Source organism: Kitasatospora sp. NPDC090091, from assembly GCF_044747365.1.
GTDB lineage: Bacteria > Actinomycetota > Actinomycetes > Streptomycetales > Streptomycetaceae > Kitasatospora.
This window is the reverse complement of sequence record NZ_JBIVDY010000001.1, coordinates 272532-287066: the sequence shown is the minus strand read 5'-3', so window position 1 is coordinate 287066 and position 14535 is coordinate 272532. Positions and strand designations below refer to the sequence as shown.

Sequence of the window (14535 nt, the reverse complement as noted above, 5' to 3'; positions counted from 1 at the left end):
ACCGGTCGATAAGCGGTTTGTGGGCGGATCACACCGGGGCGGCTGCACGACGGCCGGGGGCGACGTCGGGGCGGCCCACCGTATCCGTGCGGAGGGCCGGGACTCCCGGGCCTGCGAACACGCGAACGGCGGCGCGCCTCGGACCGAGGCGCGCCGCCGTCAACACTCTTCTGCTTCCTAGAGAACCCGCGTCATCGTCCGGTGCGGGATCCCTCCGTCCAGGTACTCCGGGCCCTCGGCCGTGTAGCCGAGCCGCTCGTAGAAGCCCAGCGCCCGGACCTGCGCGTGCAGCTCGACCTCACGCGCCCCGCGCCGGAGCCCGGCCGCCTCGACGGCCCGCACCAGCTCGGCGCCGAGGCCGGTGCCGCGGGCGGCCCGCACCACCGCGAGCCGGCCGAGCAGCACCCGCCCCTCGATCCCGCCGGTCAGCTTGAGCGCCGGCTCGCCGTGGATCAGCCGGGCCGTCCCCAGCGCCGCACCGTCCGGGCCGATCGCCAGCACGTGCTCCGAGGGGCCGTCGAGGTCGTCCCACTCCTCGTCCTCGGGGATCTCCTGCTCGACGATGAACACCTCGCGCCGCACCCCGTGCACCAGCGCGAGGTCCGCCTCCCCCTCGGCCACCCTGATGGTCGTGCTCATCCCAGCCTCCCCCCGTCCCGGTTCCGTCGGCCCGCGGCCGCGGTCAGCTCTCCGCCGCGATGGTGTCCAGCGCCTTGCGCAGGTCCGCCGGGTACTCGCTGGAGAACTGCACCCACTCGCCGTCGGCGGGGTGCTCGAAGGCCAGCGAGACCGCGTGCAGCCACTGCCGGGTCAGCCCGAGCCGCTTGGCCAGCGTCGGGTCGGCGCCGTAGGTGAGGTCGCCCACGCAGGGGTGGCGCAGCGCCGACATGTGCACCCGGATCTGGTGGGTGCGGCCGGTCTCCAGCTTGACGTCCAGCAGCGAGGCGGCCCGGTAGGCCTCGATCAGGTCGTAGTGGGTGACGGACGGCTTGCCGTCGCGGGTGACCGCCCACTTCCAGTCCGAGCTGGGGTGGCGGCCGATCGGCGCGTCCACGGTGCCGCTGAGCGGGTCCGGGTGGCCCTGGACCAGCGTGTGGTACTTCTTCTCCGTCACCCGGTCGTGGAACTGCCGCTTGAGGTCGGTGTAGGCGCGCTCGGACTTGGCGACCACCATCAGACCCGAGGTGCCGACGTCGAGCCGGTGCACGATGCCCTGGCGCTCGGCGGCGCCCGAGGTGGAGATCCGGTAGCCCGCCGCGGCGAGCCCGCCGATCACGGTCGGGCCGGTCCAGCCAGGGCTGGGGTGCGCGGCGACCCCGATCGGCTTGTCGACGAGCACGATGTCCTCGTCGTCGTGGACGATGCGCATGCCCTCGACGTGCTCGGCGACGATCCGCACGGGCGCGGCGGGGGCGGGGATCTCGACCTCCAGCCAGGAGCCGGCGGTCACCCGGTCCGACTTGCCGGCCACGGTGCCGTCGAGCGTCACCTTGCCGTCGGCGGCCAGCTCGGCGGCCTTCGTCCGGGAGAAGCCGAACATCCGGGCGAGGGCGGCGTCGAGACGCTCGCCCTCCAGGCCGTCGGGAACGGGGAGGCTGCGGATCTGCGCTGCGGTACTCACCCGTACGAGTATGCCGGACGCGCGGCCCCGCTCCTTGCGCGCCCGGTGCCGGCTACTCGCCCTTGGCGTCCGGGCCGCCCCGGCCGGCCTCGTCCTTCGCGGCCGGCTGGTGGACGGTGCCGTCCGGGTTGCTGCCGCGGAAGGAGAGCAGGACGACCAGGATGCCGCCGCAGACGATCGCCGAGTCGGCGAGGTTGAAGACGGCGAAGTGCTGGACGGAGATGAAGTCGACCACGTGCCCGCGGAAGACGCCCGGCGAGCGGAACAGCCGGTCGGTGAGGTTGCCCAGCGCACCGCCGAGCAGCAGACCGAGCGCGATCGCCCACGGCAGGCTGTACAGCTTGCGGGCGATCCGCCAGATCACCACGATGACGGCCGCGGCGATCATCGTGAAGACCACGGTCAGCGCCTGGCCCATGCCGAAGGCGGCGCCGGAGTTGCGGATGACCTGGAAGGTGACGACGTCGCCGACCACCTTGATGGCCGCGTGGTTCTCCAGCCGGGCCACCACGAGCAGCTTGCTGCCCAGGTCGATCAGGAAGGCGAGCAGCGCGACGACGAGCAGGACGCCGATCCGCCGGCGGCCCTTCGGTGCTTCCTGCTCCGCCGGGGCGGCGGTCACCTCGCCGGGCTCGGCCACGGCCTCCTCCACAGCTTCGGCGGGGGTGGGGACGGCTTCGTCCCTCGTCTGGGGGGAACCTTGCGTACTGATGATCCGCTCCGCTGCCGATGGGGGTCCCCCCGCTCGTCGTCGGGGGGCGGGGGCCTCCGGTCGCCTGCCCAAGCCGGTCGGGCGACGTTACGGGGTCGAGCGTACGGCAAGCCCGACCCCCTGCGTCGCCCCGGTCAGCGGCGTTCCTGCTTGGCCTTGCACTGGACGCAGAGCGTCGCCCGGGGGAAGGCCTGCATCCGGGCCTTGCCGATGGCCTGGCCGCAGGACTCGCAGATGCCGAACCCGACGCCCTCCAGCCGGGCCAGCGCGTGCTCGGTCTGGGCGAGGCTGTCCCGGGCGTTGTTGGCGAGGGCCAGCTCGCTCTCCCGCGAGATGTTCTTCGTACCGGCGTCCACCTGGTCGTCGCCGGCTCCGTCGTTGGAGTCGCGCATCAGGCCCGTGATCGCGGCCTCGGCGGCGTCGATCTCCCCCCGCAGCCGGTCGAGCTCGCTGATCAGCTCGGCGTGCAGCTCGTGCACCTCCTCCGAGGTCCACGGGTCCTCGCCCGGGCGGACCGGGAGCTCGGCCGGGTCCACCGACTCGGCGCCGCGGGCCGCCGTGGCGGCCGCGGTACGGGCGCGGCCGGGGGCCACGAGCGTGGCATCGTTGCTGGTCTTGTGCCGTGCGGTAGTAGTCACGGTCCCCTCCCCTGGTTCTCCTGCCACGGCCTTGCGTGCCCGCTTGGTGGCGGTACCCGCGCCGGTTGCCTTGTCAGCCATGGCTTCGACCCCATCTACGAACGAATCGAGCCGCCGGTTCCCGGCGGCCTCCAGTGCCGGAACGATAATCCCCATCAAAACCGGTCACAACATGACATACCGACGCCTCACCATGATCCCACCCGGGCAGCCGCCACAGCCGCCCCACCTGCGCGCTGACCAGAGTTGTGCCCAGATCACCCCCGCCTAACCACCCCCGCGCAGCGCACCGGAAACGGGCCGCGCGCCGCCGCGGCGGCCCCGGCAAACCGACTTGCGGCGGCCGATACACTGGGCCTGCAAGGCGCAGATGGGACGAGTACCGACGTACGCAGCCACCAGCGACCCGGGGACGGTGCGAGCCCGGGGGTGTGCACGGCGGGAAGATCACCCCGGAGCCGCCGGAAGAACGGCCACCGGCCTACTAGACCCGGCAGCAAGCCCAAACAAGAGGGCCGCACGCAGCACCGCGGCCAAGGAGGGTGGTACCGCGGGGCGGCATGCCGTCTCGTCCCTCCGTCGGATCCAGCCCACATCCGCCGGAGGTAGACGCCCGCGATGAGCTCCTACAACCCCGTCCCCGCACAGGTCGACCTGCCCGCCCTGGAACACCAGATCCTCTCCTTCTGGCAGGACAACAAGGTGTTCCAGCGAAGCCTGGAGCAGTCCGAGGGCCGCCCGGAGTGGGTCTTCTACGAAGGCCCGCCCACCGCCAACGGCATGCCCGGCGCCCACCACATCGAGGCCCGCGTCTTCAAGGACGTCTTCCCCCGCTACCGGACGATGAAGGGCTACCACGTCGCCCGCAAGGCCGGCTGGGACTGCCACGGCCTCCCGGTGGAGCTCGCCGTCGAGAAGGAGCTCGGCTTCTCCGGCAAGCAGGACATCGAGGCCTACGGCATCGCCGAGTTCAACGCCAAGTGCCGTGACTCGGTGACCCGGCACACCGACGCCTTCGCCGAGCTGACCACCCGCATGGGGTACTGGGTCGACCTCGACGAGGCCTACCGGACGATGGACCCGTCGTACGTCCAGTCCGTCTGGTGGTCGCTCAAGCAGATCTTCGACAAGGGCCTGCTGGTCCAGGACCACCGCGTCGCGCCCTGGTGCCCGCGCTGCGGCACCGGCCTGTCCGACCACGAGCTCGCGCAGGGCTACGAGACCGTCGTCGACCCCTCGGTGTTCGTCCGCTTCCCGCTCACCGGCGGCCCGCTGGCCGGCGAGGCGGCCCTGCTGGTCTGGACGACCACCCCCTGGACCCTGGTCTCCAACACCGCCGCCGCCGTCCACCCCGAGGTGGTCTACGTGGTGGCCACCGACGGCAACGAGAAGCTGGTCGTCGCCGAGCCGCTGCTGGCCAAGGCCCTCGGCGAGGGCTGGGAGGCCACCGGTCAGCGCTTCACCGGCGCCGAGATGGAGCGCTGGGCGTACCGCCGCCCCTTCGACCTGGTCGAGATCGAGGACGCGCACTACGTCCTCAACGCCGACTACGTCACCACCGAGGACGGCACCGGCATCGTCCACCAGTCCCCCGCCTTCGGCGCGGACGACCTCGCGACCTGCCGCAAGTACGGCCTGCCGGTGGTCAACCCGGTGCTCGCCGACGGCACCTTCGCCCCCGAGGTCCCGCTGGTCGGCGGCCAGTTCTTCAAGAAGGCCGACGAGGCCCTGGTCGCGGACCTCAAGGAGCGCGGCCTGCTCTTCCGGCACCTGCCGTACGAGCACAGCTACCCGCACTGCTGGCGCTGCCACACCGCGCTGCTCTACTACGCGCAGCCGTCCTGGTACATCCGGACCACCGCCGTCAAGGACGCGCTGATCCGCGAGAACGAGGCCACCAACTGGTTCCCGGAGACGGTCAAGCACGGCCGCTTCGGCGACTGGCTGAACAACAACATCGACTGGGCGCTGAGCCGGAACCGGTACTGGGGCACCCCGCTGCCGATCTGGCGCTGCGAGGAGGGCCACCTCACCTGCGTCGGCTCGCTGGCCGAGCTCACCGAGCTGACCGGCACCGACCAGAGCGGCCTCGACCCGCACCGCCCGTTCATCGACGACGTCACCTTCGCCTGCCGCGAGTGCGGCGGCACCTCGACCCGGGTGCCCGAGGTCATCGACGCCTGGTACGACTCGGGCTCGATGCCGTTCGCCCAGTACGGCTACCCGTACCAGAACAAGGAGCTGTTCGAGAAGCGCTACCCGGCGCAGTTCATCTCCGAGGCGATCGACCAGACCCGCGGCTGGTTCTACACGCTGATGGCCGTCGGCACCCTGGTGTTCGACAAGAACAGCTACGAGAACGTCGTCTGCCTGGGCCACATCCTGGCCGAGGACGGCCGGAAGATGTCCAAGCACCTGGGCAACATCCTCCAGCCGATCCCGCTGATGGACCAGCACGGCGCCGACGCCGTCCGCTGGTTCATGGCGGCCGGCGGCTCGCCCTGGTCGGCCCGCCGGGTCGGCCACGGGACGATCCAGGAGGTGGTCCGCAAGACCCTCCTCACCTACTGGAACACCGTCGCCTTCCAGGCGCTGTACGCCCGCACCACCGGCTGGGCCCCCTCGGCCGCCGACCCGGCCCCGGCCGACCGCCCGCAGCTGGACCGCTGGGTGCTCTCCGAGCTGAACACCCTGGTCCGCGAGGTCGACGCGGCCTTCGAGGCGTACGACACCCAGCGCGCCGGCAAGCTGCTCTCCGGCTTCGTCGACGACCTCTCCAACTGGTACGTCCGCCGCGGCCGCCGCCGCTTCTGGCAGGGCGACGCCGCCGCGCTCGCCACCCTGCACGAGGCGCTGGAGACGGTCACCCGGCTGATGGCCCCGCTCACCCCGTTCATCACCGAGCGGGTCTGGCAGGACCTGGTCGTCCCGGTGGTCCCGGACGCCCCGGCCTCGGTCCACCTGGCCGGCTGGCCGCAGGCGGACGAGTCGCTGATCGACGCCGACCTCTCCCGGCACATGGCGCTGGTGCGCCGCCTGGTCGAGCTCGGCCGGGCCACCCGCGCCGAGTCCGGCGTGAAGACCCGTCAGCCGCTCTCCCGGGCACTGGTCGCCGCCCAGGGCTGGGAGGAGCTGCCGGCCGACCTGCGCGCGCAGATCGCCGAGGAGCTCAACGTCTCCACCCTGGAGTCGCTGGCCGCCAACTCCGCCGATCAGGGCAGTGGCGGTTCGCTGGTCGACACCACGGCCAAGGCCAACTTCCGCGCGCTGGGCAAGCGCTTCGGCAAGGGCGTCCAGGACGTCGCCAAGGCGGTCGCCGCCGCCGACGCCGCCCGCCTGGCCGCCGAACTGCGCGCCGACGGCCGGACCTCGGTCGAGCTGAACGGCGAGACGGTCGCCCTGGCACCGGACGAGGTGATCATCACCGAGACGCCGCGCGAGGGCTGGGCCGTCGCCAACGAGTCCGGCGCCACCGTCGCCCTCGACCTGGCGATCACCCCGGAGCTCAAGCGCCTCGGCATCGCCCGCGACGCGATCCGCCAGATCCAGGAGGCCCGCAAGAACTCCGGCCTGGACGTCGCCGACCGGATCGTCCTGCGCTGGCGGGCGACGAGCGAGGAGACCGCCGAGGCCGTCGCCGAGCACGGCCCGCTGGTCGCCGAGGAGGTGCTGGCCACCGACTTCGCGGCCGGCGCCGCCGACTGGGAGTCCGAGACCTTCAGCGACGAGGGCCTGGGCCTCGCCTTCCAGCTCCGCAAGGCCTGACCCCACCCGGAGCGGCCGGCACCTCCCCGAGGTGCCGGCCGCTCCGGCGTTCCCGCCCTGCCCCGGACCGGACCGGGCTGCCCACGCATGTCCGGGAACGGCGAAGCGCCCCCGCCCCGACCCGAAGGTCGGAGCGGGGGCGCTCCGGAGTGCCGACTGCGACTAGTTGTCGCCGTCCTCGTCGATCAGGAAACCGCGCATCGGCGCCGGCGCCTGCTGCATCGGCTGCGGCGGCTGGGGCCGGACGGCCGCCATCGGCTGGGTCATCCCGGCCGGCTGCATCTGCGGGGCGCCGGTGTTGCCACCGGAGGCCGGCCCGCCGAAGCTCGGGGCACCCGAGCTCCCGCCGAACGAGCTCTGCCCGCCGAACGAGGGCTGGTTCCCGCCGAAGGACGGCTGGTTGCCACCGAAGCTCGGGGCACCGCCGCTCATCGCGGACGCACCGGCCGGAGCCATCGACGACGCGGCCGGCGGCAGCGAGGCGGTGGCCGGGATGCGCGGCGGGGCGAGCGAGTCGTCCGCCTGCGACTCCAGCTGGCGCAGCTGGGTCTCCAGGTACGACTTCAGACGCGTGCGGTACTCACGCTCGAACGCCCGCAGGTCCTCGACCTTGCGCTCCAGCGTGGCCCGCGCGGACTCCAGCGAGCCCATCGCGACGCGGTGCTTCTCCTGCGCGTCCCGCTCCAGCGCGTCAGCCTTGGCGCGGGCGTCCCGCTCCAGGCCCTCGGCGCGGCTGCGGGCCTCGCCGACGATCTTGTTGGCCTCGGAACGGGCCTCCGAGATCGCCTGGTCGGCGGTCTGCTGGGCGAGCGCGAGCACGCGGGCCGCGCTGTCGCCGCCGGGACCCTGCTGCTGCATCGGACCGCCCATGGGGCCGCCCATCTGCTGCGGGCCGCCCATGGGGCCGCCCATCTGCTGCATCTGCTGCTGGCCCATGCCCTGGCCCATCGGGTTGCCCATGCCCTGCGGGCCGCCGGGGCCGCCCATCGGCTGGAGCATCTGACCGCCCATCGGCTGGACCAGCTGCTGCTGGCCGCCCATGGTCTGGTTCATCTGCTGCTGCGGGCCGCCCATCTGCTGCGGACCACCCGGACCGGCCGGGAGCTGCGGGGCGCCGGACGGCAGGCCGAGGGGCTGGTTGCCCATCTGCTGCTGCGGGCCGCCCATCTGCTGCGGACCACCCGGGCCACCCATCGGCTGCGGGCCGCCGGGGCCGCCCTGCTGGCCGGGGACCGGCGGGCCGGATATGGCGGCCGGCACGGGAGCGCCGGGACGCGCCTCCTGCGGCGGCTCCTTGCGCATGTTGGCCTGGTTCTGCGCGGCGGCACGGGTCGCAGCGGCCAGCTTGGCACGCAGGTCCTCGTTCTCGCGGAGAAGGCGGGTCAGCTCCGCCTCGACCTCGTCGAGGAAGGCATCGACCTCGTCCTCGTCATAGCCTTCGCGCAGGCGGACGGTCGTGAACTGCTTGTTCCGAACGTCCTCGGGGGTCAATGGCATCTCTTCACCTCAACGTGATCGTCGGCACACCGGCATCCTGTCGCATCGCTCACCTACGACTAGGGCCGCACAAGCGAGATCAGGACATACACAATGATCATCAGTACGAAGAAGGACAGGTCGAGCGCCACGCCCCCGAGACGCAACGGCGGGATGAACCGCCGAAGAAGCTTGAGCGGCGGATCCGTGACAGTGTACGTGGCCTCCAGGACCAGGACCATGGCCTTGCCGGGCCGCCACGAACGTGCGAACTGGAACACCCAGTCCATCACCAGCCGCGCAAGCAGGAACACCAGGAAGACGGTCAGCGCGTAATAGAGCACCGCCCACACGATCCCCATCGCGCTTCCCTCTCCCCTGTTCTCGGCCCTCGGGCCGTGCCGCCTGTCGCTAACTCGCTGTCGATCAGATCCACACGTAAAGTCGTGGCCGGGTCAGCTCTGGTTGAAGAACCCACCCTCGGCGATCCGAGCCTTGTCCTCCGCCGTGACATCGACGTTAGCAGGCGACAGCAGGAACACCTTCTGTGTCACGCGCTCGATACTGCCGTGCAGACCGAAGACGAGTCCAGCGGCGAAGTCTACGAGGCGCTTGGCATCGGTGTCGTCCATCTCGGTCAGATTCATGATCACCGGAGTCCCGCCGCGGAACTGTTCCCCGATGGTACGGGCCTCGTTGTAGGTCCGGGGGTGCAGCGTGGTGATGCGGTAGGGCTCTCGTTCGTTCACTACCTTGGGCATGATCACCGGGGCGCTCTTCTCCAGGTTGTGGCGGCGTTCGGGTGTGATGGACGACACTGGGGCCATCCTCGGGGCCTCCTGCCGGATCGGGACCGCGGCCGGCACCGGCTGCGGCGTGATCGAGGAGACCGGAGCGGGTGCCGGAGCGGCCGGCCGGGGGATGTCCTCGGTCCGCCCGGCGCGGATCGGCTCGGGGTCCGCGTCGTAGTCGTCGTCGGGGTCGTACCCCTGGCCGTCGTACGTCTCGTCCTCCACGAGGCCGAGGTAGACCGCCATCTTGCGCATTGCGCCGGCCATGCTCCTGTCTCCTCCGCTTGTGGTGGACCGTCCCGGCGGCCGGGCCCACGGCCCCGCTGCGGATTCCGCGGTTCCGCCCGTGACGACCCGCCTGGCCGACGGCCGGTCAGAAGTCGTGGGGAGGGGGCCGCGGAGCTGCGATCCACGGTTGGCTAGCGCTCTGGAAAGCTGCTAGTTTCTGTCCTATTTTGTCCTGCAGTCTGATCTACTACCCGGTGACGTTACCTGAGGGGTGACCGCACTCCGAGTACCGCCGTTCCGACGCGCACGTGTGTCGCCCCGGCGGCAACGGCCTGCTCCAGGTCCCCGCTCATTCCCGCGGAAACCATGGTGGCAGCCGGATGGGCCGTCCGTACGGCGGTTGCGATTTCCGCCAGCACCGCGAAGGCGCGGGCCGGGTCACCGGCGAGCGGGCCGGCGAGCGGAGCGACCGTCATCACCCCGTCCAGCCGCAGCCCGGGTGCCTCGGCGATCGCGTCCGCCAGCGCCGCGACGTCGGCGGGGGCGACCCCGGCACGGTGCTCGACCCCACCCTGCGCGCCGCCGCCGGCGGCCGGCACGTCCTTGTCCAGCGCGACCTGCACCAGGCAGCCCAGCTCCGGGCGGTCCGACTTGAGCACCGCCGCGGAGAGCGACTCCACCAGCCGCAGCCGGTCGACCGAGTGCACGTGGTTCGCGTACCGGACCACCGAGCGGACCTTGTTGGTCTGCAGCTGGCCGACGAAGTGCCAGTCCAGCGGAAGGTTTCTGCACTGCTCCGCCTTGGGCGCGGCGTCCTGGTCGCGGTTCTCCGCGACGTCGGTGACGCCCAGCGCGGCCAGCAGCGCGGTGTCCTCGGCCGGATAGGTCTTGGTGACCACGACGAGCTTCACCTCGTCGCGCGCCCGCCCCGCGGCGGCGCAGGCGTCGGCGATCCGCTGCTCGACGACCTCCAGATTGGTGCCGAGTTCCTCGTACCGGGCCCGCTGCCCCTCCGTCAGGCCGGCGAGGAATTCCCGGCTGCCCGGGAACGGTCCGTAGATGTCGTTCGTCATCAGAGTTCAGAGCCCAACCAGACGTAACTCGCGAGCCGGCCCGTGCGCTGCTCACGGCGGTAGGAGTAGTGATCGGCGGATTCGAGGGTGCAGACCGATGATCGCACCGGATCGGTGACCCCCGCAGCGGCGAGCTGGGCCGCCGCTCCCGCCGGCACGTCCAGCGCCGGGGTGCCCCAGGACGTCTCCGAGTACGCCGCCGGGACCACCGCGGCCACCTCGGCTCGCAGCGCGTCCGGGACCTCGTAGCAGCGGCCGCAGACCGCGGGGCCGACCGCGGCGGTGATCCGCCCGGGCTCGGCACCCAGCTCCAGCATCGCCCGGACCACCGCCGGGACCACGCCGGCCGCCAGCCCGGGCCGGCCCGCGTGGGCCGCGCCCACCACGCCCGCCACCGGGTCGGCCAGCAGCACCGGGGTGCAGTCGGCGGTCAGCACCGCCAGCGCCAGCGGCCGGTCGGTGACCACCGCGTCCACCACCGGGGCCTCCCCCGCCGGCTGGCGCTCCGTCACCACGGCGACGTCCGCGCCGTGCACCTGGTTCATCCAGACCACGTCCGCCGGGTCCAGCCCCAGCGAGCGGGCCGCGATCGCCCGGTTCTCCCGGACGGCGGCCGGATCGTCCCCCACCGCACCGCCGAGGTTCAGCTCCCCGTACGGCGAAGTGCTCACCCCGCCCCACCGGGTGGTGAAGGCGAAGTGAGCACCGTTGCGGTCCGTGCGATCGATCACTTAAGGAAGTCCGGGACGTCGAGCTCCTCGGCCGGGCTCTCCACGAACGGCTGGCGGGCCGGCTGTACCTGCGGCGGCACCGGGGCGGCGGTCGCGGTGGCCGGGGACTCCGCCGGGCGCGTCGGCGCCGGGGACTCCGCCTCCTGGCGGGTGGTCACCGAGCCGATGCCCCCGTACGAGGGGCGGCTCGCCGGGCGCTCCGGCGCGGCGGCCGGGGTGGTGGCGGCCGGGGCCTGCTGGCCGGCCTTGACCACCGGGTCGCGGACGATGGCGGGCGGCTGGCCGCCGTCGAACCCGGCCGCGATCACGGTGACCCGGACCTCGTCGCCGAGCGCGTCGTCGATGACCGCACCGAAGATGATGTTGGCCTCGGGGTGCGCGGCCTCGCTGACCAGCTGGGCGGACTCGTTGATCTCGAACAGGCCGAGGTCGGAGCCGCCGGAGATGGAGAGCAGCACGCCGCGGGCGCCGTCGATCGAGGCCTCCAGCAGCGGCGAGGAGATCGCCATCACGGCGGCCGCCTTGGCGCGGTCCTCGCCGCGGGCCGAGCCGATGCCCATGAGCGCCGAACCGGCGTCCGACATGACGGACTTGACGTCGGCGAAGTCGAGGTTGATCAGACCCGGGGTGGTGATCAGGTCGGTGATGCCCTGGACGCCGGAGAGCAGCACCTGGTCGGCGGAGCGGAACGCGTCCAGCACGCTGACCTGGCGGTCCGAGATGGACAGCAGCCGGTCGTTGGGGATCACGATGAGGGTGTCGACCTCTTCGCGCAGGCTGGCGATGCCGTCCTCGGCCTGGTTCGCGCGACGCCGGCCCTCGAAGGTGAAGGGGCGGGTGACCACACCGATGGTCAGCGCGCCGAGCGAGCGGGCGATGTTGGCCACCACCGGCGCGCCGCCCGTGCCGGTGCCGCCGCCCTCGCCGGCGGTGACGAAGACCATGTCGGCCCCCTTGAGGACCTCCTCGATCTCCTCGCGGTGGTCCTCGGCGGCCTTCCGGCCGACCTCGGGGTTGGCGCCGGCGCCGAGGCCCCGGGTGAGTTCACGGCCCACATCGAGCTTGACGTCGGCGTCGCTCATCAGGAGGGCCTGCGCATCGGTGTTGATCGCGATGAACTCGACGCCCTTGAGACCGACCTCGATCATCCGGTTGATGGCGTTGACACCACCGCCGCCGATACCGACGACCTTGATGACTGCGAGGTAGTTCTGCGGTGCTGCCACGTCGAAGGCCTCTCGCCTCGAATTTCCGGGTCGGCCCGACGCCCGGTGGGGTGCCGTTCCGACGGATGTCGATGGGTAGGGAGCCTGGTTTCTGACTGAATGTCCGAAATGCCGACCACCGACCCCAACCCTAAACTTGACGTTTAGGGTTAGTCCTGTGCCCCCGTCACATCACCAGAGGACACAGTCTGGTGACACAGGACACTAGGTGGACGCTGGCACGTGTTTCAACGAACACGCCGAGCTTCCCTTTTTCTTTTGAGCCTATGTGATCATCAGCCGGCCGATGAAACCGGGGTGACCACCAAGGTTCGGGCCGACGCCGAAAGCCGTCAACCCCTCCCTCAATCACAGAACCTACCGGATCATCCGGACACCGCCGGCGCCTCGGGCGCACTCACATCGAAGTTCGTACCCTTCTGATGCATCAGTGCCACCAGGACCCGGGCTTTTCGATCGATTTGCTCCGCACTCCCCCAGCGAACCGTGGTACCGCCGCTGAGCTGCAGTTGGATGTCGTCGAACGAGTGCACCAGCACCGCCCCGGCCCGCTGCCGGATCTCGGCCGGAAGTCCGGCGGCGACCGCCACCGCGGCCTGGACCAGTTGGGGCCGGCCGAGCACCGGCTCCGCGTCGGCGGCCTGCTGGCTCAAGCGGAGCTCGACCACCGGAACGCCCGCGGGGGCCGCCGCCTCGGTGGCGAAGCTCACCCCGGCGGCGTCGACCTGGGTGAAGCGGCCGTCCTCGCCCTTCACGGCGGCGACCGCGGTCCGCTGGGTGAGCTTCACCCGCAGGGTGTGCGGCCACCCCCGCCAGACCTCGGCGGCGGCCACCCGCGGGATCGCCTCCACCCGCTTCTTCACGTCGTCGAGGTCCACCCGGGCCAGCGGGCCGCCCCCCGGCCCGCCGATGGCCGCGCGGACCTGGTCGGCCGTCAGCCGGTCGTCCACCACGCCCTGGACCGCGACGCTGCGCACGTCCAGGGCCGGGGAGAAGAACACCAGCCAGGCCAGCACGCCGACCACCGCAGCGCCGAGCGCGCCCAGCACCGCGACGCCCCGCCGGGAGAGCCGGAGCCGGGGAGCGTACTCCTCGTCCCCGAACTCCACCTCGTCCCGCGGGTACCCCCGGCCGGCGGCCGGGGGCGGGTCGGCGAGCCGGCCGTCAGCCACGGCGGCGGCCGCCCCGGGCGGCGTCGATCGCCTCGTAGACCATGCCGACCAGCAGCTCGTCGGCGTCCCGGCGGCCGAACTCGGCCGCGGCCCGGCTCATGTCCCAGAGCCGCTGCGGGTCGGTCAGGACCGGCAGCACGTTCTGCAGCACCCAGTCCGGGGTGAGCTCGGCGTCGTCGACCAGCAGGCCGCCGCCGGCCTTGACCATCGGCTGGGCGTTCAGCCGCTGCTCGCCGTTGCCGATCGGCAGCGGGACGAACGCGGCGGGCAGGCCGACCGCCGCGAGCTCGGCCACCGTCATGGCGCCGGCCCGGCAGAGCATCAGGTCGGCCGCGGCGTAGGCGAGGTCCATCCGGTCCACGTACGGCACCGGGCGGTACGGCGGCATCCCGGGGATGTCGTCCACCTGCGGCAGCTCGTTCTTCGGGCCGACCGCGTGCAGGATCTGCACGCCGTACTGCTGCAGCCGCGGCGCGATCGCGGTGACCGTCTCGTTGAGCCGGCGGGCGCCCTGCGAGCCGCCGGAGACCAGCAGGGTGGGCAGCCGCTGGTCGAGGCCGAAGTAGTGCCGGGCCTCCGGACGGGCCGCGTTGCGGTCCAGCGTGGCGATGGTGCGGCGCAGCGGGATGCCGATGTACCGGGAGTCGCGCAGCTTGCTGTCCGGCGTGGAGACGGCGACGAAGTCGCTGTACCGGGCGCCGATCTTGTTGGCCAGGCCGGGCCGGGCGTTGGCCTCGTGCACCACGATCGGCACACCGGCCCGCTTGGCGGCCAGGTAGGCCGGCATCGCGACGTAGCCGCCGAAGCCGACCACGACGTCCGCGTTGACCCGCTCGATGATCTCCTGGGCGGCCCGGACGGTGCCGCGCAGCCGGCCCGGGACGGTGATCAGCTCGGGGGTGGGCTTGCGGGGCAGCGGGACCGCCGGGATGAGCTCCAGCTGGTAGCCGCGCTCGGGCACCAGCCGGGTCTCCAGGCCGCGCTCGGTACCGAGGGCGGTGATCCCGACGGACGGGTCGTGCCTGCGGAGTGCGTCCGCGAGGGCCATGGCCGGCTCGATGTGACCGGCGGTCCCCCCGCCGGCGAGTACGACATGCACCGA

General features: G+C 72.2%; 13 protein-coding genes. 1 reads left to right on the top strand and 12 read right to left on the bottom strand.

Features of this window, described 5'->3' with window-relative positions; translation table 11 throughout:
• Positions 1–177: 177 nt before the first annotated feature.
• The 4 genes from ACIPSC_RS01275 to ACIPSC_RS01260 all read right to left on the bottom strand — a co-directional run bounded on the left by ACIPSC_RS01275 (position 178) and on the right by ACIPSC_RS01260 (position 2971).
• Positions 178–639, bottom strand: coding sequence for a GNAT family N-acetyltransferase (locus tag ACIPSC_RS01275; protein WP_400822109.1), 462 nt, complete (start codon positions 637–639; stop codon positions 178–180).
• A gap of 43 nt (positions 640–682) precedes the next feature.
• Positions 683–1621 carry an RluA family pseudouridine synthase gene (locus ACIPSC_RS01270; protein ID WP_400822107.1) on the bottom strand — a complete coding sequence of 313 codons (939 nt, stop codon included), beginning with the start codon at positions 1619–1621 and terminating at the stop codon, positions 683–685.
• Positions 1622–1673: 52 nt separating this feature from the next.
• Positions 1674–2405: a signal peptidase II gene (lspA, locus tag ACIPSC_RS01265; RefSeq protein ID WP_400822105.1), complete on the bottom strand. Its 732-nt coding sequence runs from the start codon at positions 2403–2405 to the stop codon at positions 1674–1676.
• A 62-nt stretch (positions 2406–2467) separates the two neighbouring features.
• Complete coding sequence (locus ACIPSC_RS01260) at positions 2468–2971, bottom strand: TraR/DksA family transcriptional regulator (protein WP_395296550.1); 504 nt, start codon at positions 2969–2971, stop codon at positions 2468–2470.
• Between the two features lie 618 nt (positions 2972–3589).
• Between ACIPSC_RS01260 and ileS the strand changes: the two genes are divergently transcribed.
• Positions 3590–6736 (top strand): isoleucine--tRNA ligase, encoded by a 3147-nt coding sequence (gene ileS, locus ACIPSC_RS01255; protein WP_400822103.1) that lies wholly within the window; start codon positions 3590–3592, stop codon positions 6734–6736.
• Positions 6737–6898: 162 nt separating this feature from the next.
• On the opposite strand, the gene ACIPSC_RS01250 is transcribed toward ileS, so the two are convergent.
• The 8 genes from ACIPSC_RS01250 to murG all read right to left on the bottom strand — a co-directional run bounded on the left by ACIPSC_RS01250 (position 6899) and on the right by murG (position 14532).
• Positions 6899–8233 (bottom strand): DivIVA domain-containing protein, encoded by a 1335-nt coding sequence (locus ACIPSC_RS01250; RefSeq protein ID WP_400822102.1) that lies wholly within the window; start codon positions 8231–8233, stop codon positions 6899–6901.
• A gap of 59 nt (positions 8234–8292) precedes the next feature.
• The gene (locus tag ACIPSC_RS01245; RefSeq protein ID WP_238740330.1) at positions 8293–8574 is read right to left on the bottom strand and encodes a YggT family protein; all 282 of its coding nucleotides are present in this window, start codon (positions 8572–8574) and stop codon (positions 8293–8295) included.
• Between the two features lie 93 nt (positions 8575–8667).
• Positions 8668–9270 carry a cell division protein SepF gene (locus ACIPSC_RS01240; protein WP_238740332.1) on the bottom strand — a complete coding sequence of 201 codons (603 nt, stop codon included), beginning with the start codon at positions 9268–9270 and terminating at the stop codon, positions 8668–8670.
• A gap of 221 nt (positions 9271–9491) precedes the next feature.
• On the bottom strand, positions 9492–10304 hold the full coding sequence (locus tag ACIPSC_RS01235) for a YggS family pyridoxal phosphate-dependent enzyme (RefSeq protein WP_400822099.1): 813 nt from the start codon (positions 10302–10304) through the stop codon (positions 9492–9494).
• On the bottom strand, positions 10304–11035 hold the full coding sequence (gene pgeF / locus ACIPSC_RS01230; RefSeq protein ID WP_400822098.1) for a peptidoglycan editing factor PgeF: 732 nt from the start codon (positions 11033–11035) through the stop codon (positions 10304–10306). Before pgeF ends, ACIPSC_RS01235 begins: the two co-directional genes overlap by 1 nt.
• Positions 11032–12261, bottom strand: coding sequence for a cell division protein FtsZ (gene ftsZ, locus ACIPSC_RS01225; protein ID WP_400822097.1), 1230 nt, complete (start codon positions 12259–12261; stop codon positions 11032–11034). The genes pgeF and ftsZ overlap by 4 nt, the downstream gene beginning before the upstream one ends.
• A 365-nt stretch (positions 12262–12626) precedes the next feature.
• Positions 12627–13433, bottom strand: a complete 807-nt coding sequence (locus tag ACIPSC_RS01220) for a cell division protein FtsQ/DivIB (protein WP_400822096.1) — start codon at positions 13431–13433, stop codon at positions 12627–12629.
• Positions 13426–14532: an undecaprenyldiphospho-muramoylpentapeptide beta-N-acetylglucosaminyltransferase gene (gene murG, locus ACIPSC_RS01215; protein ID WP_313763339.1), complete on the bottom strand. Its 1107-nt coding sequence runs from the start codon at positions 14530–14532 to the stop codon at positions 13426–13428. The genes ACIPSC_RS01220 and murG overlap by 8 nt, the downstream gene beginning before the upstream one ends.
• Positions 14533–14535 lie beyond the last annotated feature (3 nt).

Bases quoted from the DNA above. Each gene is read 5' to 3' on its own strand.
- ACIPSC_RS01275 (WP_400822109.1), bottom strand. From the start codon at position 639: ATGAGCACGACCATCAGGGTGGCCGAGGGGGAGGCGGACCTCGCGCTG.
- ACIPSC_RS01250 (WP_400822102.1), bottom strand. From the start codon at position 8,233: ATGCCATTGACCCCCGAGGACGTTCGGAACAAGCAGTTCACGACCGTC.
- ileS (WP_400822103.1), top strand. From the start codon at position 3,590: ATGAGCTCCTACAACCCCGTCCCCGCACAGGTCGACCTGCCCGCCCTG.
- ACIPSC_RS01235 (WP_400822099.1), bottom strand. From the start codon at position 10,304: ATGACGAACGACATCTACGGACCGTTCCCGGGCAGCCGGGAATTCCTC.
- ACIPSC_RS01240 (WP_238740332.1), bottom strand. From the start codon at position 9,270: ATGGCCGGCGCAATGCGCAAGATGGCGGTCTACCTCGGCCTCGTGGAG.
- ACIPSC_RS01245 (WP_238740330.1), bottom strand. From the start codon at position 8,574: ATGGGGATCGTGTGGGCGGTGCTCTATTACGCGCTGACCGTCTTCCTG.